We start from the raw sequence: 21,619 nt of genomic DNA, 5'->3' as shown, positions 1-21,619 counted from the left end.
TTAAACCGAACCTTTCGCCACACTCTTGCCAAAAATTGGCCCAAAACACTCTTTTTCAAGGTTCTCAAAACACATTGAGCGCCCTATATCCCCCCTTAAACGCCGCGCTTCTCTTATCCCCATTGCCCCCATCACCTCTATAAGCTGGTCACGCCATGCCCCCGCCAGGTTTAGTATCCGCTGACGGCCCCAGTTTTCCGGGATTTCTTCCATGGATACCGGGCAAGATTCTCCGGAGAGACATCGATAGCACATGTGGCATTCAAGTGCCAACAACAACGGAGTAGAAATCGCTAACGCATCAGCTCCATAAATAATCGCCTTGGCAAGGTGCTCCGCCAGTGCAATTCCCCCGGAAAAAACCAGGTTGGTACGAAAACGCAATCCTCTTTCGACGAGCGCCGAATGCATTTCCTGAATCAAGGAGCTCAAAAACCGCGGCTGATTGGAGCCAAGCCCATTACCGTTAGCGTCAGCATAGAAGTGAAGCAAGTCCACTTCATCAAGCTCCGACGTTTCAATAGCACGCTCAACCGCTTTACCATCAAGCTCAATGCCGACACTTATTAACACATCTGGATTGATGGTTTTCGCCGCTATTATGATTTGTAAAATATTTTCGCAGTAGTCAATTTCTACTATCCGACATTTTTTTATTAAGTTGTTAAACTGAACCTGATTGCTTGCCTTCAGGCGTGGAACAATACTGGATGCTAAAGGCTCAAGGTCATCACTATATTCCTCCGGACGTAGAAACATAAGTGTTTCCAACTCAGAAGCTGCAGAAACCATAGCATTTAGAACTCTGCGATTGATAATTCCAAATTTTGGAACTTCAAATAACAGAGGGATAGGAATTTCAACCACAGTGGTATAGCTCCTGTCCAGCTTGCCATCCTGAGAAAACGACAAGTGGTGAGGCCTGCGGTTAATATCAACCGAGGTGTTTATGTACTCTCTGCCGTGAATTCCGTCCCGCGTCGGACGAACAATTTCACTCATATCAGTCCAAATAGAATCGAATCCACAGGCAGCAAATTTACCGCGATACCCCGCTCCAGAAACAGGAACCCTGCCATTTTCAGCCTGCTTCCAAGTCTGGTGAATTATATCCGGAGTCCAGTAACCACCACCCAGATTATCCCAATCCGGATTTTTCACACGGGAAAAAACACCACCAGGGCATTCCTGTACACACCTGAAACAACCCTCGCAGCCATACAGGTATTGCCGCTCTTTCGCCTTTTGCATATTATGGGAATTGAGTTTAAATACCCCAAATGCGCAGTTTTTTCTGACGCATTTGCGACAGGAACCAGTGCATTTTTCCCTGGTTTCTACGATAGCGTATTTGCTTACCAGCGGAAACCGGGCTGGTGTTTCGTTTATATTTATATGATACTTTTCAGGCATAGTTACTCCCCTGCAGATGGTTTCGGCTTCGGTGTTAATCCTACTGCTTTAACCTTGATGCCGACTGTTTGCTCGTTTTCAACAGTAATCCGGGAGTTATCATTTTGTATCGGCACGGCTAGTATTTCATTCCTCCGCTACCAAACAAAAAATTTTCATATATTTTCAAGCCGTTTTTTCCACTTTTTTCCGGATGGAATTGTGTCGCTACCAGCTTTCCATAGACAATGGCTGAACAAAAATCAATACCATAAAAAGTACTGGCGAGCACCAGCGAATCATCACCAGGATGCGCATAATAACTATGAACGAAATAGAAATTATCGTTATCTTCTATGCCGGAAAACAGCTGGTGAGGTTTTACCTGATGGACCTGATTCCAGCCTATATGCGGTATCTTTTGGCCAGCGGGAAGCTTTTTCACTCTGCCCGGGATAATACCCAGACAATTACAACCGCCGTTTTCTTCCGTGTAATCAAATAGAACCTGCATACCAATACATATTCCCAAGAAAGGCTTTCCGGATGAGACATATTCATAAATCGCCTTGTCCAGCTTTAATACTCTCAAACTTGCCATAGTACTGGCTGCAGCGCCAACGCCGGGAAAAACGACTTTTTCTGCCGTTAATACTTCTTGAGGATTATTGGTAACCAAAGGCTCCAAGCCCACGTGCTTGATAGCGTTTAGCACGCTTTTGATATTGCCAGCCCCATAATCGATTACTGCGATCATGCTTTTCACCAGACTTAAAACATAAAAATACGGTAAACGTTTACCGTATTTTTATAATATCACAGGGTATACAGAGCCGTCAAAAAGAAATTATTACTCTAATAAGGGTGTAGAATTCTTTATACGAACTAGTATTTGGAAGCGCCGATATCTTCCATGTGACCGGTCGCGATAAATACCACTCGTTCGCATATATTGGTTATGCGATCCGCACTCCGCTCGAGGTTATGGGCTACCCAGATAAGCCTGGTTGCCCTTTTTATAGTCTTGGGGTTTTCTGCCATTATGATGAGCAGTTCTCTGAAAACCTGCTCATAGAGAGCATCTACTTCTTCGTCATCATCGCATATTTTTTTTGCCAGAGCCACATCCCGGCCGATAAAAGCATCCATCGCCTCTCGAAGCATCTGGCAGGCTTTCTCCGCCATCCGTGGAAGGTCTATCAGGGGTTTGATCGGAGGTTCATCCCCTACCATTATAGTGATCTTGGCGATCCCCTCGGAATGGTCTCCGATACGCTCCAGGTCAACCAGCATGTTGAGTATCGCGATTATGATACGCAGGTCCACAGCCATGGGCTGCTGGGTAGCGATCAACTCTACACACTGCTCTTCTATATCGAAGCGTTTGTTATTGATGGCTTCATCATCAGCGATGATCTGGCGGGCAAGTTCCAGGTCCCGGTTCTTGAGGGCTTCAATCGACCGCATGATAGATTTTTCCACCATGCTGGCCATCACCAGTACTTCATCCTGCAGGGCTTTCAGGGCACGTTCATAATTCTTCCTCATTATCCCCCTCCTCTTTTAACCGAAACGGCCGGTTATGTAATCTTCTGTTTTTCTATTCTTGGGATTGGTAAAAATTTCACTGGTTAGCCCATATTCCACTAGCATTCCAGCTCGGTCTTCCCCTACCATCAAAAATGCGGTCATATCCGACACCCTCGCCGCCTGTTGCATATTGTGAGTAACAATGACGATAGTATAGTTGGCCGAAAGAGTTCTCATCAAGTCTTCTATTTTTAAAGTAGCGATCGGATCCAGTGCGGAACATGGTTCGTCCATTAGAATTACTTCAGGTTCAACTGCCAGTACCCTGGCAATACACAACCGCTGCTGCTGCCCGCCCGAAATAGATAAGCCAGACTGATCAAGCTTATCTTTAACCTCATCCCATAGAGCAGCCTGGATGAGGCTTTTTTCAACAATCTCGTCCAGTGCGCGTTTATTACGAATACCGTGTCGCTTTGGTCCGAAACAAACATTGTCGTATATCGACATTGGGAAAGGATTAGGTTTTTGGAACACCATACCCACTCGTTTGCGCAGTTCTACTACATCGATCCCAGCCTGGTAGACATCCACGCCATCGAATTCCACCAGTCCTTCAACTCGTGCTGATGGTATAAGATCATTCATGCGGTTGAAAAGCCGCAGCATGGATGATTTCCCGCAACCCGAAGGTCCGATGATAGCAGTAATAGAACGGTCACCGATATCCAGAGAGATATCTTTAACTGCGTGGAAATCACCATAATACAAATTGACCTTTTCCATGCGAAGCCGAACATCGCTCCCTGCTGACCGCACATCGGCAGAAGGATTGTTGACAACAATAGAATTTTGTATATTCATTCACACTACCTCTTGCGGGCTTTTATGCGTACTATACCGGCCAGGATGTTAAAGAAGAGAACCATTGCAATAAGAACCAGAGCAACACCCCACTTTATTTCTCCGGGCATACCCGGGATATGAGCAGAAACCGTATACAGGTGATACGGCAAGGCCATGAAACGATCGAAGGGAGAACCCGGCAAACCGCCAACCAGAAAAGCCGCCCCTACCACTATTATGGGCGCCGTTTCCCCGGCTGCTCTGCTCATGGCAAGTATTGCTCCAGTCAGAATCCCGGGGAAAGCCTGAGGCAATACAACATGGCGAATAGTTTGCCACCGCGAAACTCCTATAGCCAATGACCCCTCCCGATACTCTTTGGGGACAGCCATAATAGCCTCCCGAGAGGTAGTAATGGTCATAGCCAATGCTTGGGCAGCCAGAGTCAGGCTGGCTGCAAGCAAGGACATGCCGAGGTTAAGACCGAGCACAAAAACTGCCAGCCCGAATAAACCGAATACTATGCTGGGAACCCCGGCCAGATTGATGATAGCCATATTGATCAGACGGGTTACCCAGTTCGCCCGGGTATATTCACTAAGATAAATACCGGCCATCACTCCAACCGGCAAGGCAAACAGGATAGTACCCAGCATCAGATATACCGTACCCAGTATAGCTGGGAAAATCCCACCGGCTTTACCCGCCTGGGCAGGCGAGGCTGTTAGGAACTCCCAGCTCAGAGAGCTGTAGCCGTTGGCTATCATGTAGATGATTATCCCTATTACCGGTATCACTACCAGCGCCAATGAAACAGCCAGGACAGATATGGCTGCCCGCTGGGTCAGATATCTGCTTTTAACATTAGAAACTTTCATGACTATCCAGCCGCAAACTTGCGCTTTTGTCTATCCAGAACACGCGCAGCGATCAGATTTACAAAAAGTGTAAGAAAAAAGAGAATAAGACCGATAGCAAACAATGCATGATATTGAGGTCCGCCCTGTACTGCATTGCTAATCCCGGATGCAATGGCGGCAGTCATCGGCATCATCGGATCGGTAGGGAGCTCCGGTAGCGCCAGTGCCCCACCAGCAACCATAAGCACTGTCATAGTCTCACCAATAGCGCGGCCAACACCCAACATTATAGCTGCCGAGATTCCAGAGAGGGCAGAAGGTACACATACGTGCCATATTACCTCCCACTTGGTTGATCCAAGTCCATAAGCAGCCTGGCGAAATTCATCCGGTACTGCGCGAAGTGCATCCTCAGAAACACTAACGATAATAGGAAGGCTCATCATAGCCAGCATGATACCAGCGGTTAAGCCAGTTAATCCGGTATTGAGGCCTAACGTGTTCTGCACCCATGGCGAAAGAAGTACCAGACCGATAAAACCCATCACTACCGAAGGGAAACCAGATAGAAGCTCTACAACAGGCTTGACTGCATCGGCAACCTTTCTGGGAGCAACTTCGGCTAAAAAGATGGCAGCTCCAACACCGATGGGAACTGCCAGAACGGTTGAGATTACAGTGACCCACATTGTAGCCACGAAAAACGGGAGTATCCCGAAGGTTGGAGGATCTGATACCGGGTACCAGTGAGTACCGAACAGAAATTCATGAACAGGAGTTTCGATCAAAGCCGGGATTCCCTGCCTGAGTAAAATAAAAAATACACCCAGCAGAACCACTATGGCCAGGATTCCGTTGAGAAGTATCAGTTTTTCAATAATACGCTCGCCCCATCTCGGGCGTGAAGTTAACAAGCGGCTGGGCGGTAGCCCGTTTGATCTGATACTCGAAAACATATGTTAAAAACTATCCTTATTTATGTTACTGGCTATATAATACATTCAAGCTTTGCGTTTGCCAACATCGAGTAGGGCTCTCTTTGCGCCCCGCTCGATGCAGATTGTTCCCTATTTTGCAACCGGAACAAATCCGGCTGACTCAACTAACTCTTGACCCTTGTCTGACAGGGCATAATCAACAAAAGCCTTGATCAATCCCCCTGGCTCACCGTCAGTGTAGTAGTAAAGGCCCCGAGATATCGGGTAGGTGTTATCCAGAGCGGTCTGCAAACTTGGAAGGACAGCCGAACTGCTGGAAGTTTTCTTGATCCCCAGTGCTTTTACCGTATCATCCATATAACCCAACCCGATGTAAAAGATGGCGTTCTGATTCTGGCTCACCTGAGTCACCCCTGTAGAAGTGGAGGGCAAAAGTTGTACCGCCCCTCCATATTCCAGGCTGGTATCCTTTCCGGGAAGGCCATCCATCTGCACGATTGCCTCTTTGAAGTAAACATGGGTGCCGGAGTTGGTATCGCGAGCAAGCGCAACAATGGAAGCGTCCAGACCGCCTAACTGTTTCCAGTTGGTGATAGCTCCGGTGTATATCCCTGAGAGTTGCTCTACAGTAAGTTCGCTTACTGGATTTGACGGATGTACGATAACAGCAATAGCATCTGTAGCAATCCTGGTTTCTGTTACATTTATACCGTTGGATAAAGCCTGATCTATTTCAGACTGCTTGATAGGCCTTGATGACTGGCAGATATCAGTTGTACCGTTGATTAGCGCTGCGATGCCCGCTCCGGAACCAGGCCCGGACACTGCTACGTTCACCTGCGGGTTGGCGCTCATAAATTCCTCTGCGTAGAGGGTTGAAATTGGGGTTACAGTGTTGGATCCGGTGATATCTATAAACCCGGACAAACCATCCTCAGTTGAGCTGGAACCATTACATCCGGCAACAGACAATACCATTATACCAATAAGAAGTGGCAGTAAAACTATTCTATTTTTCTTCATTTGTTACTGTTTTATCTCCTGTTACAATTTTATATAAAGTCCGCCTTTAAACCAGGCAGGCGTGATATTCAGGCTTTTCCCCCCAAGGATATATAGTTTATTACCGCCTCAGCAGTTACCCGGTTGGTTGCCAGTGGCACATTATGTACATCACACACTCTGAGCAGAGCAGTTATATCCGGTTCATGAGGTTGAGCGGTCAACGGGTCTCGTAAAAAGATAACCGCCTTGCATCTTTCGCTGGCAACCATCGCTCCAACTTGTTGATCTCCTCCCTGCGGCCCGCTTAAGAGCAGTGTAACATCCAGACCGGTTCCTGTTATTATCATCTCCCCGGTAGAACGGGTCGCCACCAGATCAAACTTTTGCAATATGCCAGTATGTTTTTTAGCAAACTCGACCATCTCTTGTTTTTTGGTATCGTGCGCTATAAGAGCTATAGTAATCTTGTCCAATTGAAAACCTCCTTAAAATCCTTTATTGCTTTCATATTTCATTAATCTAATGATAACAGCGATATGTTAAAAAGGGTTTAAAGAAAGGTTAAAATGAGGTTAAATTTTTTTCCGGATTATGGATTATACAGGTAGGGAAAATGATATGCGAGAGCCTTTACCACCGGGAGCTGGCTCCGCCCAGATTCGGCCGCTGTGAGCTTCTATGATGTGGCGTGATATCGCCAGGCCGAGCCCACTGCCCTGGCTGCTGTGTGATTTATCTGACTTAAAAAAACGCTCAAATATCCGCGCAAGGTCTGCGGGATCAATCCCGAAGCCGGTATCGCTGGTGCTTACCACAACCTGCTGTTCATCAAATGTAACACGAATAGTCACTGTGCCACCTGGTGGAGTAAATTTAATTGCATTATGAGTGATGTTAAAAATCACCTGCTCCAGCTGAAGTGCATCGGCCATAACCAATACTTCTTCAGCCGGTATGACAACTGTTAATGCTTGCTCTTTTTCGGCAGCCATTCCCTGTAAACGCTTGGTAACTTGCTCAACGAGCCTTACAATATCTACTGGCTTCTTTTTCAGGCGGACTTCTCCACTTTCTATTTTGGCCAGCGTAGTCATCCCCTCTACAATACCTTCAAGCTTGTCCACTTCTTGAATCATCTGGCCTAAGAATTTTTTTGATACTCCCGGGTCTTCCAAAGCCCCCTCTTCAAGTGTTTCAGATAACAACTTGATTGAAGAAACCGGCGTGCGAAGCTCGTGGGAAACATTGGCAATAAAGTCTTTCCGGATCATTTCCAGCTTATTTAAGCGGCTTAGATCCTGGATCAAAACCAGGCAACCGGGCTCAGTAGCCAAAGGAGTTGCTATCATACCCAGATATAATCCCCGGTGTCGCAAATCAAGATATTCCTGTTGCGGCTTTTTTGTTCTCAGACATTTGCGCACCGGTTTATCCAACTCATAATCCCGAACAGCTTCAATGAAACTCATACCAACACTTGTAGTTTTATTTATCCCGAAGATGGTTTCTGCAGATGGGTTGATATTCCGGATAATCCCTTCACCATCAAGCAAAAATATTCCGTCCTCTATTCGCGAGAGCACCAGATCCAGACGGTTCCTTTCGCTGGAAAGCTGGTGAAATTTTTCATTAGTTCGCTCCGCTAGTTGATTTGTTTCATGGGCAAGCTCGCCAATCTCGTCTTCCCGGGTACTAACGAGTTTATTAAATGGTTGGCCTGGTACCAAATCCTGAATAAAACCGGCAATACTTTTTAGCGAAGTGGTCATAGAACGTGTAAAAAACACAATCGACAGGCTTGAAACAGCGAGGCTGCCTACTGCAATCAGAGATAAGTGCAAGAAGACGGTCCCGGTGAACGCTCCCGGTTCAATCGCCAGTAAAATATAAAGAATGTAAAGAAGGGCATTAAAAAGCACTAGTAAAACAACAATCGTAAGCAAACTTTTCCGAATAGAACTAAACAACCTCATCCGCCTCATACTTATAACCAAAACCGCGTACTGTTATAATCCTTTTTGGATTCGCCGGGTCTTTTTCGATCTTCTCCCTCAGCCAGCGAACATGTACGTCAACAGTTCGCGTGCTGCCGGCATACTCATATCCCCAAATCCGTTCAAGGAGATACTGGCGGTCAAATACCCGGCCAAGATTACTGGCAAGCATAACCAATAGCTCAAATTCTTTCGGCCCCAGCTCCACCAGATTGCCATCCGCGGTCACTGTATGGCGAGAGGTATCAATTTCAATGCCGTCTCTTTTTATAATTCTTGCTTCCGGCATTTCGGCATTTTTATCTAAATCAACCATCGGCTGGCGCCTTCTCAATACCGCCTTAATGCGGGATAATAGCTCTCGCATGCTGAATGGTTTGGTTATGTAATCGTCCGCCCCTAATTCAAGCCCCAACACTTTATCCATTTCCTCACTTCGCGCAGTAAGCATAATCACTCCAGCGTTATTGTCCTTAGACAAACGACGGCAAACCTCGAAGCCATCCAAACCCGGAAGCATCACATCCAACAGCACAATATCAGGCTTAACAGAACGTGCTTCTTCCAGGGCGGAAAACCCATCAGCCACAGCTGTCACCTGATAACCGTTTTTTACCAGGTTATACCTGATGACTTCAGCTAACGAAGGATCGTCTTCTACAAGAAGTATTGTTTCTCCTGGCATATTTTAAGTATAGGTTTAAAAAAGCGATCTCGCAAGAATAAAATGTTTGACGTAAAAACAAGCTAAATGCCATACTAAACCAGTAGAACCATGTCGAAAACACAAAATTCAAACTCTACTGCCATTATACTGCTCGCTGCTGGAATGGCAAAGCGTATGGGAACCCCGAAACAGCTGCTTCCATTAGGCAAAAGTACCATAATGGGCATAACGCTGGATAATATTTTGGCATCCGATGCCAATCAGGTAATTGTAGTCGTTGGGGCGATGGCTAAAGCTACCATAAAAATTGCCGAACAGACAAAAGCGGTAATTGCATATAATCCGGATTATAAACTTGGTATGTCAACTTCTCTACGCAAAGGGATTGAGCAACTGAATCCGGATTGTCAGTTTTTTATGATTGCACTGGCAGATCAACCACTTGCCAAAACTGAAACATACAACTTGCTTTTAAAAAAAGCCGAAGTTTCGCAAAAAGGGATAACCGTACCAGTACACCGTGGCCAAAAAGGCAATCCGATTGTATTCCGGCAGACACACCTGCCCGAGTTGTTATCCCTTGAGGGTGATGTTGGTGGCAGAGAATTGCTTTTGCGCCACCCGGATGACATTCTTCAGGTAGAAGTTGATGACCCGGGTGTAATAACCAACATTAATACTTTAACAGACTATGAGAAAATAAAATCACAGTTCACACAAGGAGGCTGTCAGAGTGCTTAAAAAGGTCAGGACACGGGATGCGATAGGACTGATTATTGCCCACGACATGACTAAAATAATCCCTGGAGAATACAAAGGGGCTCGGTTCAAACGCGGACACATCATAACCGAAGCCGATATTCCAGAACTTCTCAGCATGGGAAAAGAGCATATCTATGTTGACGATGGTGGGCATGAAAAAACTTTGCATGAAGAGGAAGCCGCAACAAGATTGGCGGCAGCGATTGCGGGCGAAAACACCATGCCTGCCCAGGTTAAAGAAGGAAGGCTTAACATAAAAGCTTCTATAAAGGGTTTGCTAAAAGTAAACCGCGGACTACTTGCCAAAATCAACAGCATTGAGAATATCACTGTGGCTACCCTGCACGATAACACTCCAGTCAGCAGCGGGCAAGTTATAGCCGGGGCAAAAGCCATTCCTCTCTATATCGAAGAAGAAAAAATCCAGCAGATAGAAGAGCTTGCCAATTCCAGTGGTAAAGTAGCCTACGTCAAACCTTATGTTATTAAAAAAGTAGGTATAGTAGTTACTGGCAACGAGGTATATAATGGACTTATTCAGGACAAATTCATTGACATTATGCACGCAAAACTCTTGCCTTTAGGTGCAGATATCTGCTGCTCCAAGATAGTTCCGGATATTGAAGAGGAAATCGCCAATGCAATAATAGATATGAAAAACCACGGAGCTGAGCTGATTGCTACCTGCGGCGGACTTTCCGTAGACCCAGACGATGTAACCATGGAAGGCATAAAACGCTCCGGTGCCACTATTATAAAATATGGTATGCCAATCATGCCGGGTGCTATGGGCTTATTGGCTGTATTGGGCGGAACTCCAATACTGGGAGCCCCTGCTGGAGGGCTGTTCAATATCAATGGCATTGATGTAGTTTTACCAAGACTTATCGCGGGAGAAATAATCACCCGGGAAGAGATAATCGATCACGGATATGGAGGGCTGTGCCTGAATTGTGCCAAATGCCAATATCCGGTATGTCCGTTTGGCCATTAATTGATTCACTTGTAGTTTTAGAACGGAGGTGCGGGAAGAGTGGATATCAGAGCCACAATAATCTCTCAAAAAGGCTGTTGCGAAGCCGGACATAAAGAAGGGAATGTATTTATTATCGGACAGGCAACGCCGGCAGGAATGTGTGCATGGGCACACTATACCCTTTTCCCTTTCGCCCAGGCTTTGGCCTTTGGAGGCAATTTCCCCTGGGAGAAAGAGCCAGGGACGGCAGTAGTAGCCTGCCCCGATCCAGCTAATCCGGTGGTTTTTAAACTGGAGAAGGTAGATTGAAGGCTCTTATACAGAGGGTAAGCTCAGCCAGGGTTGTTGTAGAAGACGAAGCTACGGGCAGCATCGTTAACGGTTTATGTATATTGGTCGGCGTTGCTGAGGGGGACACTGAAGAAGATGCTGACTATCTGGCCAACAAGTTACTAAACCTGCGCATTTTTGCGGATGCCAGCGGCAAGTTCAACTTCTCTGTTACGGATATCCAGGGTGAACTGCTGCTTGTCAGCCAATTTACACTGATGGCTGACACCAGAAAAGGCCGCCGGCCGTGCTTTACCCAGGCAGCACCTCCCGAACAGGCTGAAACATTATTCAATGTCTTTGTAGATAAATGCCGCGTAAGTGGCCTTAAAACTGAAACCGGGCGCTTTCAGGCTATGATGCAGGTACACCTTGTCAACGAAGGCCCGGTTACAATAATGCTGGACAGTAAGGATAGATAGAAATGGAATTTTCTGAAATATTAACAACCAGAAGAAGTGTTCGCAAGTACTCACCGCAGCCGGTTGAGCGGGAAATAATAAAACAATGCCTCGAAGCTGTCAGACTCGCACCATCTGCCTGCAATGCGCAACCGTGGAAATTCATAATTATCGATGATGAAGCTGTAAAGGAAAAGTTTGCCAAAGAAGCATTCAGCGGAATTTACCGCGGGACGATGTTTGCCGCTAAAGCACCGGTTCTGGTTGCGATAATATCTGATCCTCAATGGCTCCCCAGAGCCGGTGGCGCTATCAGAAAAACTGACTTTCATCTGATAGATATCGGTATCGCCGGGGAACATTTCGTTCTGAAGGCAGCTGAGCTCGGTCTTGGCACTTGCTGGATTGGGTGGTTTGATGAAGTAAAAGCCAAGAACGTGCTCGGTATTACCGGAAGTAAAAAGGTTGAAATATTACTTGCCCTGGGATACCCTGCCAAAGACTCCTCAGTTAGTCCACAGCAGAGAAAGCCTCTGGATGAAATATGTTTGTGGAACAGTTGGAGCAGAGAATGACTACTTAATAATTCCTGCTGCTCAGCGGCAAAGGTCTGCTTCAGCCCATAGTGACCGCCCATCGGTTATGAAAGTAATGCCTTCGCATTTATCCGTTCTTATTACAGCTCCACCTCTGGTATGGAAAGAAATTCGTTCTATAATTGTGTTATCCGGATGGCCAAAATCATTTTCTCCAACACAAATTATTCCCATATCTGGCTTGGCAACCGAAAGAAACTCTAAGCTTGAAGAAGTGTTTGAGCCATGATGGGCAACTTTAAGGATATTAACAGGCCTGATTTTACGCTCTAATACAAGTTCAAGTTCTCCCTGCCACATCAGATCACCCGTCAGTAGGAAATTATAATCCCCTGCGCTTAGTTCAAGAACAATGCTATTGTTGTCTACATCAGAAATTGTTCCTGTGTGCAAGTTTTTCTGAGGATTAAGAATCATAAAATTTGCCTCACCCAAACAAAAACTCATTCCTTCACAGGCAATGGTCGAAGGAATCTTCTTTTCTTGAATCAGCTTTAGCCATTCCTCATAAGCCAAACCATCGTAACCTTCCAGTACATCACCTGTTGCCGGAAAAATCACCTGTGATACATCATAACGACGCAGGACTCCAAGTAGACCATTGATGTGATCAGCATGCGGGTGCGTAAGCACAACCAATTCAATATTCCTGTCAAAAAAAGACATTTTGCCAGCAAGCTGGCGCAGTAATACTCCGGGGCTCGGCCCACCGTCTATCAGAATCTGTGTATTACCTTGCGAAATAAGCACTGCATCTCCCTGTCCTACATCCAGAAAACTGATTTCCAGATGTTCGCTCCGACGGCAACCAGCAGACAGAATCAATACCAGCAAGCACAGAAGCAGCAGCAATAAACGCTTTGCCAATTTGGTATTGATGTACCCTGATTGTGTCACCCGGTTTCCATCTGATGGTTGGCAACCGGGTGTTTTTTTGTTCTCTTCCATATCATAGCGACCAAATAGGCTGCCAGCATTCCACTATAATAGACTATCACCAAAAAACCGGAGAAGGTGATGTTTTCTGCGTATGATGAATCCCAACCAGAAAACCACTCGGTGACAACAAGCGTATATTTAGAAAACACCCAGCACAACCACCCCAACGCCATAGCTCCCGTCGGCCAGAATAGCCCCAGCACCGCAACTGGCATTGAGATGGCAATTATCGGGATCAGGGCTGGCATAAGTAAAAGCGTAACTAGCGGACCTAGCGGAGAAAATATTCCGAAATAATGCAACGTTAACGGTAATACAAAAATTGTAGCTGCCAAGCTTGCCGATAAACTATCTATGATTAAGCCTGCCAAAGCCGGCAGCTTGCGCTTCTCTCCAAACAGCCTTGAAAGAATTTTTTGTCCCCATGACCTGATACTAGAATAAAACAGCATAATTCCTGCCATTGCAGAAAAACTCATCTGGAATGAAGTCGTATTTATTATTTTGGGATCGATAGCAACCATGATAGATGCTGCAAGTGCCAGTGCAGGTAATGCACTTTTTTGCCTGCCTGCCAATTCGGCTAAAAGAAAAATGCTTGCCATTACTGCTGCTCGTATTACCGGTGCGCCCGATCCGGAAACGATAGCGTACAACCAGATGGCAGTCAGTGCCAGAAAAATATAGATGTAGCCTTGCCTGCCCAAGACAGCACGCCCCAAACTTAGGGTCATCGTTGCAATGATCCCCAAATGGAGGCCAGAGATTGCTAAAAGATGAAAAGCTCCTGTACGGCTGAAGTCATCCTGTATATCCTGGTGTATTTTATACCTTTGACCGAGCAAAATTCCGCACACAAGGGACGAACTGGGTTCCGGTAGAGCACGTTCAATAGAAAATGCCAGTTTTTGTTTGATATCATACAAGCCAGACAAAAAGAAATTGCTATTATTAGCCGATATTACTTGAATTTCTGGATAGACCATTATCGAAAGAATCCCCTGGTTCGCCAAATAAGAAGCGTAATCAAACTCTACCTCTCCGGTAATTTCATTTTTAAACACCGGAGGTTTTTCCAGCTTTCCCGTGATCAGCAGTTCATCCCCATATTTGTATTCAGGGTAACGTGAAGTGTAAACCAGTAGATGCCCGGTGGTGCTGCGATTTACCCCTTGACTGCTGACCTGGCTACAATCCAGGTGCAAATGCTGCGAGGAATCACGAATTTCTATGTCTCGGTCGATAGTTGCATTGATGGTCACTATTCCTGAATTATTATACCAAGCAAGAACCTCAAGCCCTGCTCCTATGGCATGAGGCGATGATGAAGCCAGCCCAGCGATTAACAGTAACAAGCTTAAACTTCCCCACAGAGCCACTTTCCTGGCGCGCTTGAAGCAAACCAGAGGCAACGGCAGCAAGCTGGCTGGCAACACCAGCCAGGAGATTTCAAAATTGCTCCCGGCAATAATTCCAGCCAAGTACAAGGAGTATAGCCATAGAAGCTTCACCCGTTTACTCCGAGATATCGAGGACTGTTATTTTATCGGAGAGCTTGATGTAAGTTGCTTCCCCAATACCAGTCACATTCATCAGTTCTTTCACATGGCGGAAAGGACCATATTGAGAGCGGTAAGAAACAATTTTTTGAGCAGTACCAGGACCTATCCCGGGCAAAGCTTCCAGCAGCCATTCAGAGGCCCGGTTCAGATCTACTTTTTGCTCACTCGCAGTCATTTGATCGGATTCAAAATAAATCCGGCAGTGTATACCATCTCCACCCCTTTGCATACCTCCAGCCGATTCAAGCAAATCTTCAAGCGTGTCCTGTTTTTTTAGAGGATAGAGACCGGGAACATTCACTTCCCCATCAATGTATACTTCTCCCATTAACGCGGGTGGTAATTGCTCGTCAAAACGGATTTCAATCAGTTCGGCTTGACTGCAGGCACCGAGAAGACAGAACATAACGATAGATAATAAAAGGAAAAATGAAGCAGATTTGCGCATTGAAAGACCCCCCAGAAACAAGAAGGTTATATTACAGGACTACTAATAATATAAAGGCTATATTATTAGTAAAACCAAAGTCAAGGTTGGGCTACTTTCCTGTGAGTACAGCGCGAAGAAGCGGTTCATTTTCGGGGCTGGTTGCTACGATTACCTGGTCACCCTCCTCAAACCGGCTTTCCTCCTGTGGAAGCACCGGAGAGGCATCTTTACGAATGATCAAGGCAACTATTGCACCTTTCGGCAATGCGATATCTTTAATAGTCTTTCCGATTGCCCCCGATGAAGGCGGAATGGTTATATCAACAACTTCATAGCCCCGACCACGCTCCTGAAGAAGGTGCATTACCGGCGGGGACGGGAGTTCATGCATTACGTATTCCAAAATAATATTGGTACTGTTGATAATAATATCTATACCTAAAACTTTAAAAAGCGGCTCATTTCTCTCGTCCATAACTCTAGCGATTGTTCGAGGGATTTTATATTTGTGCTTGGCAATCTGGCAGGCAACCAGATTATCTTCATCCTCACTGGTGAGAGAAATGAACATATCTGCCCGGCTGGCACCAGCAGTTTCCAGAGTCTTGCCCTCACACCCGTCACCAACTATCGCTACACTGCCCATCTCGGCAACTATCCTGTCAACCAGTTCCTGACGTTTATCAATCACCAAGACCTCGTGTGATTCGCCGAGCAACGATTGCGCCAGTTTGAAACCCAGACGCCCGCCACCCACAATAATTATATACACATGACTCCCTTAACCAAACAACTTTTCCTTCACCATATGAGCTACAATTGTTGTTGAGCTGATGGTAACCAGTCCGAGTTCGCTGTAAAGATCTCTTCTCAATGGATCGTATACACGGCAAACCACTCTGGGCACTTTAAATATATGACGGGCAATCTGACTGGCCATGATGTTGCGGTTATCCCCCTGGGTTACCGCAACAAAAGCATCTGCCATCTCAATTCCTGCCTTGATAAGGGTGGCTTCATCCAGACCGTTGCCTAAAAGAGCAGTTCCCTGGAAATTTTGAGGAAGCCGCTTAAAGCTGGAAGGATCTATATCCAGAACAGTAACCTGGCACTGGTCTTCGGAAAGCATTTCTGCCAGCCGGGCGCCTACTCGGCTACATCCCATAATAACCGCTTTCACGCTTCGGACTGATCCTCCTGGGGCTGATGGTACACCAGTACCGGACAAGGAGCATTCTTTAAAACGTATGGAACAACGTCACCCAGACAAAATTCCCCATAATGCCGTTTATAATACACTCCAATTAAAATAAGGTCAGCCTTCTTAGAAATCGCCTCTTCTATCACAGCTGGCCCTACCTCCCGAGCCTGGAGGATATCGGAATCTACATCATAACCTTTGGTTTCAGCTTCACTGGTAACATGCTCCAGCAAATCTTCAGCGCGGTCAATAGCGTTGCTTATCTCAGCATCCAGCGGAAGGGAGCGATCTACCGGAATGACATGAACTGCAAAGATCTCGGCCTGTTTTTTCCCACGGCTGAGACAACAGGCAAGCTCCATAGCTGCTTCATCGGCTTTTGTTCCAGCAACGGGAACGAGTATACGGTTAAATTCCATAGCTGTTGAAGTCATAAGGATCTATTATAGACACCTCCAATTACATTTACAACCATCATGACCCGCAATTAAGAGATAACAACAGCTATTTCCCTGGCTTTACCGCTTAAAAAACCACAATTTGTGCGCAACAAACCAGATTACTTGCGTTACGACCGTTTTTAAGATAAAGTCATTTCATGGCTAAATCCAAAAGTATATTTATCTGCCAGGAGTGCGGGCGCCAAAGCCCGAATTGGCTGGGAAAATGCCCTGCCTGTGAAGCATGGAACAGTTTTCTGGAAAAACCTTTAGAGAGATCCAGGCTTTCAAGTATTCTCCCCTCCGAAGTGCCCTCTCCTTTAACCCTGCCTTCGATCAAGACTGGAGAAGAAGAACGATTCACTACATCAATAGATGAGCTCGACCGGGTTCTGGGGGGAGGGATAGTCCCCGGCTCTCTAGTGCTTATTGGCGGTGAGCCGGGAATAGGTAAGTCAACCTTACTTCTCCAGGCTGCTTCCAATGTTAGCCAAACCAAAGGCAGGGTGATTTACATTAGTGGCGAAGAAACACCACGCCAGGTAAAGCTGAGAGCGCATCGCCTTGGAATCAAGGGGGATGAGTTGTTTCTTGCTGCAGAAACCGAATTGGAATTGATACTCGGTCAAGCGGAAATCCTGAAGCCAGTATTGCTAGTGGTTGATTCAATACAATCAGTATACTGTCCGGAAGCCGAAACGCTGCCTGGCAGCCTTAACCAGCTCCGGCTATCCACCCAAAAGCTGATGGCATGGGCTAAAACGAGTAATTGCCCGGTGTTTATCACAGGCCATGTAACCAAAGACGGCACTATAGCCGGCCCCCGAGTACTAGAGCATATGGTAGATGCAGTCCTCTACCTTGAAGGTGAGCCTTTTCAGGCATACCGAATTCTGCGCTCAGTAAAAAATCGCTTCGGCTCGACTAATGAAGTAGGAATATTCGAAATGCTCACTGAAGGCTTGGCAGAAATACCAAATCCTTCAGCAATTTTTCTCTCTGAACGTCTGGCAGATACCGTTGGTTCGGCAGTTGTGCCTACCCTTGAAGGAAGTCGTCCCCTTCTTGTAGAAGTACAGGCGCTCACAAACCCTTCGATATTCGGACAACCAAGAAGAGTTGCCAATGGAATAGACTATGGGCGCCTGCTCATGCTGACCGCTGTACTAGGGCGGCGCTGTGGATTGAAGCTGGGTAAAGAAGATGTTATTGCCAATGCCACCGGCGGAATACGAATTACCGAACCTGCAGCGGACCTGGCTATTGCCCTGGCAATTGCCTCAAGTTATCGGGATTGTCCGGTATTACCGGACTTAACTGCAATAGGAGAGGTCGGACTTTCCGGAGAAATACGAGCAGTACCCCGACTAGATCGCCGCCTGTCAGAAGCAGCCCGGCTTGGCTTTAAAAAATGTATAGTACCAGAAAAGGGTGCAAAAAACGCCAAGACCGCAGGTATTCAACTAATTACAGTATCAACCTTAAGAGAAGCCATTCGCCTGGGGCTCTCAGGAAAGGCTGGATAGTTTGCTTGGCAATAAAAAGATCTCTGCTATCGTACTAGGGGCTGGAATCAGCCGCAGGATGGGCGGAACTGACAAGTTATTCGCGGACTTGTGCGGCAAACCCCTCCTTTACTGGTCACTGCTGGCTTTCGAGCAGAGCCCACCGATTGATGAGATTATCATCGTATTAAACCAGTCCAACCTCCCAATAGGCAGAAAATTAGTAGAAAAAGAAGGTTTTTCCCGAGTAACGGCAATAATTCACGGTGGAGACAGACGCCAGGACTCAGTTCAGGAAGGACTCAAACAAGTCACTGGAGAGATCGTCCTTATCCACGATGGAGCCAGGCCTAACATCACCACTACACTAATTGAACGAGTAGCAGCAGGTACCGAGAAAACTGGTGCCTGCATCCCGGTGGTTCAAGTTACTGATACTATAAAAACTGAAAATAACGGTTTTGTTAATAAGACCCTTCCAAGAGAAGACTTGCGGGCAGTTCAGACGCCGCAAGCTTTTCAAACCAGCTTAATACGAATGGCTTATCAGAGGGTAACCGGTGATGTTACTGACGATGCTCAGATTATAGAAATAGCAGGCGGTAAGGTTAGCCTGACTGAAGGTTCTTATGATAATATTAAGGTCACCACTCCAAGCGACCTGGAGCTTATCCAAATTCTAATCAGAAAGCGAGGAGGCGTAAAATGAGAACAGGTATTGGTTACGACTGCCATAGGCTTGCACCTGACCGCAAGCTGATCCTCGGCGGAGTACATGTGCCGTTTGACAAAGGCCTTATCGGCTGGAGTGATGCCGATACACTAACCCACGCCGTAATCGATTCCCTTCTGGGCGCCGCTGCCATGGGCGATATTGGAATGCACTTTCCTCCCGGGGATCCGGTATATAAAGATATATCCAGCCTTAAATTGCTGGAAGATGTAGTAGCCAAGCTTGGCTCAAGAGGATTCCGTATTCATAACGTTGATTCTACAGTAGTAGCTGAACAGCCACGTTTGCGCGATTACATTGACCAAATGCGCGCCAATCTTGCCAAAGCCATTGGAATAGAAGCAGGACGCGTAAGCGTAAAAGCCAGTACCGCCAACCTGTTGGGATTTGTCGGTAGGGAAGAAGGTATAGCTGCCCTGGCGATATCTACACTGACTGGTGAATAACGCATGAAAATATATTCTACTCTTACCCGCAAAAAAGAAGATTTTATCCCTCATAAAGAAGGGGAAGTAAACATGTATGTTTGCGGGGTAACTCCATATATGGATGCTCATGTCGGCCATGCCATGAGCTACATTACCTTTGATGTTATCCGCAGATATCTTGAATACAAGGGTTATCGCGTCCGTTATATTCAAAACGTAACGGATATTGACGATAAAATTATTGATCGCGCCTTAGGGCAGAACACATCCACGGAACAGCTGGCAGGAAAATTCTTTTCCAGCTTCGTGGAAGACATGTCAGCATTAAACATCCGGCCGGCGGACGATTTTCCGCAAGCTACCCGTGAAATACCTGAAATGATTGAAATGATACAGAATCTCATAGACAAGGGGCATGCATACAAAGCCAGCAGCGGAAGTGTATATTTCAGGGTGACCTCGATGCCGGATTACGGAAAATTGTCAGGTCGCAAACTGGAAGATATGATGGCTGGTGCCCGGATTGAAATCGGCGATGAAAAAGAGCACCCCATGGATTTCGTCATGTGGAAAGCCTCCAAACCGGGAGAGCCGTCCTGGCCTAGCCCATGGGGACCCGGCAGGCCTGGGTGGCACATGGAATGCAGCGCCATGGCTTTAAAATACTTGGGCGAAAGTGTAGATATTCACGGGGGAGGCCAGGATCTGATATTCCCTCATCACGAAAACGAAATAGCCCAATCAGAATGTGCCACTGGCGTAAAACCTTTTGTACGCTACTGGCTGCATAACGGGCTCCTGAAGTTGGGTGAAGAAAAAATGAGCAAATCCCTCGGGAACCTGGTAACTATCAAGGAGGCTCTGAAGACTTTTTCTGCTGATGGTATTCGTCTTTTCGTGATAAGCTCATATTACCGTAATCCGCTGACCTATTCATTGCAGGCACTTGAAGCATCGCAAAAGGGTGCCGAGCGCCTTGCCAAGGCAGCCCATCTGGAAAATCAAGGCTCCTTATCATGTGAGCTGAATTTAAAAACCTTTGAAGACGCTTTCATCCAGGCGATGGACGATGATTTTGATACACCAAAAGCAGTATCGGTCTTATTCGATCTGGCGCGCCAGATAAATACCAGCAGAGACGCGGGTTCTGATATTGCAAAATCACAGCAGATGCTTATCAAACTTGCTGGCGTATTGGGGCTGACACTCAATCAACAAAGAGAAGAACCCGCTGAAGTCAAACCGTTTGTTGACCTTCTTGTTTTTATCCGTAAAAGATTACGCCAGGAAAAGCAATATGCTCTGGCGGATGAAATACGCAACAAGCTCGACGATCTTGGAGTTGTTATAGAGGACAAACCTGAGGGCACCACCTGGAATTTTAAGTAGCACAGTAGGGGGTTGATATGCTGCAGAAGTTTAGCCTTGGGCTCATTCTGGCCGGAGCTTTGCTCCTGGGGGGTTGGGCATTAAAAGGCTTTTTCGGCGATCCACAGATACCACTGTTAATCAGGATTGGAGTTGGTGCTATTGGATCTGGTTTTGTCATTCTCCTGGCAGCCCTCATCAGAGATCGTTTCATCAAATCGAAAGAAGAAAAAGGTGAGGAAAAACCAAAATGGTTAACTACTGAATTTATACCCGGAAAGACCATTGCGAGCAGTGTAGGCATAGTAAGAGGATCAGCCATCCGTGCTAAACACCTGGGCAAAGACATCATTGCCGGTCTCAGGGGCATTGTAGGCGGAGAGATTACTGAGTACACTGAAATGATGGCAGATGCCAGAGAAGAAGCTCTGAAGCGAATGATAGAAGATGCCACGTTGATAGGCGCCAACGCAATCATCGGGCTTCGATTTGGTACTGCCATGGTAATGCAGAATGCAGCGGAAGTACTTGCATACGGCACCGGTGTTGTTCTGGAATAGCCACGCGGTTTGCTATATCGATCTGTTTTTGTTAAAGTTATAACCGGTTTTTGTTCTTGAGGGGCCGTAGTTCACTTGGGAGAACGTTTGACTGGCAGTCAAAAGGTAGCGGGTTCGAATCCCGCCGGCTCCACCACAAAGCTAAAAACCGTTTGG

26 protein-coding genes and 1 tRNA gene are annotated in these 21,619 nt (G+C 46.4%); 11 read left to right on the top strand and 16 right to left on the bottom strand.

The annotated features are described in order from the left end of the window. The 10 genes from PHX29_03755 to PHX29_03710 form a co-directional block, all read right to left on the bottom strand. Positions 1-1,413, bottom strand: a complete 1,413-nt coding sequence (locus PHX29_03755; protein MDD5605011.1) for a glutamate synthase-related protein — start codon at positions 1,411-1,413, stop codon at positions 1-3. A 118-nt stretch (positions 1,414-1,531) separates the two neighbouring features. Next, the gene (gene hisH, locus PHX29_03750; protein ID MDD5605010.1) at positions 1,532-2,149 is read right to left on the bottom strand and encodes an imidazole glycerol phosphate synthase subunit HisH; all 618 of its coding nucleotides are present in this window, start codon (positions 2,147-2,149) and stop codon (positions 1,532-1,534) included. Between the two features lie 128 nt (positions 2,150-2,277). Further along, positions 2,278-2,940, bottom strand: a complete 663-nt coding sequence (gene phoU, locus PHX29_03745) for a phosphate signaling complex protein PhoU (GenBank protein ID MDD5605009.1) — start codon at positions 2,938-2,940, stop codon at positions 2,278-2,280. Between the two features lie 15 nt (positions 2,941-2,955). Further along, the gene (pstB, locus tag PHX29_03740; GenBank protein ID MDD5605008.1) at positions 2,956-3,708 is read right to left on the bottom strand and encodes a phosphate ABC transporter ATP-binding protein PstB; all 753 of its coding nucleotides are present in this window, start codon (positions 3,706-3,708) and stop codon (positions 2,956-2,958) included. Between the two features lie 83 nt (positions 3,709-3,791). Further along, positions 3,792-4,646: a phosphate ABC transporter permease PstA gene (pstA, locus tag PHX29_03735; protein ID MDD5605007.1), complete on the bottom strand. Its 855-nt coding sequence runs from the start codon at positions 4,644-4,646 to the stop codon at positions 3,792-3,794. A gap of 2 nt (positions 4,647-4,648) precedes the next feature. After that, a complete protein-coding gene (gene pstC / locus PHX29_03730; protein MDD5605006.1) occupies positions 4,649-5,584 on the bottom strand; it encodes a phosphate ABC transporter permease subunit PstC in 936 nt (311 codons plus the stop codon). A gap of 111 nt (positions 5,585-5,695) precedes the next feature. After that, the gene (locus PHX29_03725; protein ID MDD5605005.1) at positions 5,696-6,589 is read right to left on the bottom strand and encodes a PstS family phosphate ABC transporter substrate-binding protein; all 894 of its coding nucleotides are present in this window, start codon (positions 6,587-6,589) and stop codon (positions 5,696-5,698) included. A 68-nt stretch (positions 6,590-6,657) separates the two neighbouring features. Beyond that, the gene (locus PHX29_03720) at positions 6,658-7,044 is read right to left on the bottom strand and encodes a methylglyoxal synthase (protein ID MDD5605004.1); all 387 of its coding nucleotides are present in this window, start codon (positions 7,042-7,044) and stop codon (positions 6,658-6,660) included. Positions 7,045-7,167: 123 nt separating this feature from the next. Continuing rightward, positions 7,168-8,538, bottom strand: coding sequence for an ATP-binding protein (locus tag PHX29_03715; protein ID MDD5605003.1), 1,371 nt, complete (start codon positions 8,536-8,538; stop codon positions 7,168-7,170). Then, positions 8,531-9,250 (bottom strand): response regulator transcription factor, encoded by a 720-nt coding sequence (locus PHX29_03710; GenBank protein ID MDD5605002.1) that lies wholly within the window; start codon positions 9,248-9,250, stop codon positions 8,531-8,533. The genes PHX29_03715 and PHX29_03710 overlap by 8 nt, the downstream gene beginning before the upstream one ends. A gap of 90 nt (positions 9,251-9,340) precedes the next feature. On the opposite strand from PHX29_03710, the gene PHX29_03705 reads away from it, so the two are divergent. Genes PHX29_03705 through PHX29_03685 form a run of 5 tightly spaced genes read left to right on the top strand, consistent with a single transcriptional unit; the run spans position 9,341 to position 12,276 of the window. After that, positions 9,341-9,973 (top strand): nucleotidyltransferase family protein, encoded by a 633-nt coding sequence (locus PHX29_03705; GenBank protein ID MDD5605001.1) that lies wholly within the window; start codon positions 9,341-9,343, stop codon positions 9,971-9,973. Beyond that, the gene (locus tag PHX29_03700; protein MDD5605000.1) at positions 9,966-10,988 is read left to right on the top strand and encodes a molybdopterin-binding protein; all 1,023 of its coding nucleotides are present in this window, start codon (positions 9,966-9,968) and stop codon (positions 10,986-10,988) included. Before PHX29_03705 ends, PHX29_03700 begins: the two co-directional genes overlap by 8 nt. A 39-nt stretch (positions 10,989-11,027) precedes the next feature. Beyond that, positions 11,028-11,279, top strand: coding sequence for a TIGR04076 family protein (locus PHX29_03695; protein MDD5604999.1), 252 nt, complete (start codon positions 11,028-11,030; stop codon positions 11,277-11,279). Next, positions 11,276-11,722 carry a D-aminoacyl-tRNA deacylase gene (dtd, locus tag PHX29_03690; GenBank protein MDD5604998.1) on the top strand — a complete coding sequence of 149 codons (447 nt, stop codon included), beginning with the start codon at positions 11,276-11,278 and terminating at the stop codon, positions 11,720-11,722. Before PHX29_03695 ends, dtd begins: the two co-directional genes overlap by 4 nt. A 2-nt stretch (positions 11,723-11,724) precedes the next feature. Continuing rightward, positions 11,725-12,276, top strand: coding sequence for a nitroreductase family protein (locus PHX29_03685; protein ID MDD5604997.1), 552 nt, complete (start codon positions 11,725-11,727; stop codon positions 12,274-12,276). Positions 12,277-12,297: 21 nt separating this feature from the next. Here PHX29_03685 and PHX29_03680 read toward each other — a convergent pair whose 3' ends face one another. From PHX29_03680 to PHX29_03655, 6 genes are all read right to left on the bottom strand, one after another. Beyond that, positions 12,298-13,245, bottom strand: a complete 948-nt coding sequence (locus PHX29_03680) for an MBL fold metallo-hydrolase (GenBank protein ID MDD5604996.1) — start codon at positions 13,243-13,245, stop codon at positions 12,298-12,300. Then, positions 13,191-14,747: a ComEC/Rec2 family competence protein gene (locus PHX29_03675; GenBank protein ID MDD5604995.1), complete on the bottom strand. Its 1,557-nt coding sequence runs from the start codon at positions 14,745-14,747 to the stop codon at positions 13,191-13,193. Before PHX29_03675 ends, PHX29_03680 begins: the two co-directional genes overlap by 55 nt. A 4-nt stretch (positions 14,748-14,751) precedes the next feature. Next, entirely contained in the window at positions 14,752-15,246 is a 495-nt protein-coding gene (locus PHX29_03670) for a ComEA family DNA-binding protein (protein MDD5604994.1), read from the bottom strand. Positions 15,247-15,337: 91 nt separating this feature from the next. After that, complete coding sequence (locus tag PHX29_03665) at positions 15,338-16,000, bottom strand: TrkA family potassium uptake protein (GenBank protein MDD5604993.1); 663 nt, start codon at positions 15,998-16,000, stop codon at positions 15,338-15,340. 9 nt (positions 16,001-16,009) lie between these two features. Beyond that, positions 16,010-16,408, bottom strand: a complete 399-nt coding sequence (locus PHX29_03660) for a TrkA family potassium uptake protein (protein MDD5604992.1) — start codon at positions 16,406-16,408, stop codon at positions 16,010-16,012. Next, entirely contained in the window at positions 16,405-16,863 is a 459-nt protein-coding gene (locus PHX29_03655) for a universal stress protein (protein ID MDD5604991.1), read from the bottom strand. The genes PHX29_03660 and PHX29_03655 overlap by 4 nt, the downstream gene beginning before the upstream one ends. A gap of 164 nt (positions 16,864-17,027) precedes the next feature. Here PHX29_03655 and radA point away from each other — a divergent pair, with 164 nt between their 5' ends. The 6 genes from radA to PHX29_03625 all read left to right on the top strand — a co-directional run bounded on the left by radA (position 17,028) and on the right by PHX29_03625 (position 21,599). Continuing rightward, on the top strand, positions 17,028-18,395 hold the full coding sequence (radA, locus tag PHX29_03650; GenBank protein ID MDD5604990.1) for a DNA repair protein RadA: 1,368 nt from the start codon (positions 17,028-17,030) through the stop codon (positions 18,393-18,395). Position 18,396: 1 nt separating this feature from the next. After that, positions 18,397-19,083 carry a 2-C-methyl-D-erythritol 4-phosphate cytidylyltransferase gene (ispD, locus tag PHX29_03645; protein MDD5604989.1) on the top strand — a complete coding sequence of 229 codons (687 nt, stop codon included), beginning with the start codon at positions 18,397-18,399 and terminating at the stop codon, positions 19,081-19,083. Next, positions 19,080-19,553, top strand: coding sequence for a 2-C-methyl-D-erythritol 2,4-cyclodiphosphate synthase (gene ispF / locus PHX29_03640; GenBank protein ID MDD5604988.1), 474 nt, complete (start codon positions 19,080-19,082; stop codon positions 19,551-19,553). The genes ispD and ispF overlap by 4 nt, the downstream gene beginning before the upstream one ends. Before the next feature lie 3 nt (positions 19,554-19,556). Next, positions 19,557-20,924, top strand: coding sequence for a cysteine--tRNA ligase (gene cysS / locus PHX29_03635; protein ID MDD5604987.1), 1,368 nt, complete (start codon positions 19,557-19,559; stop codon positions 20,922-20,924). Positions 20,925-21,115: 191 nt separating this feature from the next. Further along, complete coding sequence (locus tag PHX29_03630; GenBank protein MDD5604986.1) at positions 21,116-21,463, top strand: YbjQ family protein; 348 nt, start codon at positions 21,116-21,118, stop codon at positions 21,461-21,463. 60 nt (positions 21,464-21,523) lie between these two features. Then, positions 21,524-21,599: transfer RNA gene (locus PHX29_03625), tRNA-Ala, on the top strand. Positions 21,600-21,619: the final 20 nt, after the last annotated feature.

Source organism: Dehalococcoidales bacterium (genome assembly GCA_028717385.1).
In the GTDB taxonomy this organism is placed as follows: Bacteria; Chloroflexota; Dehalococcoidia; order Dehalococcoidales; family CSSed11-197; genus CSSed11-197.
This window is presented reverse-complemented; position numbering and strand designations above follow the sequence as displayed.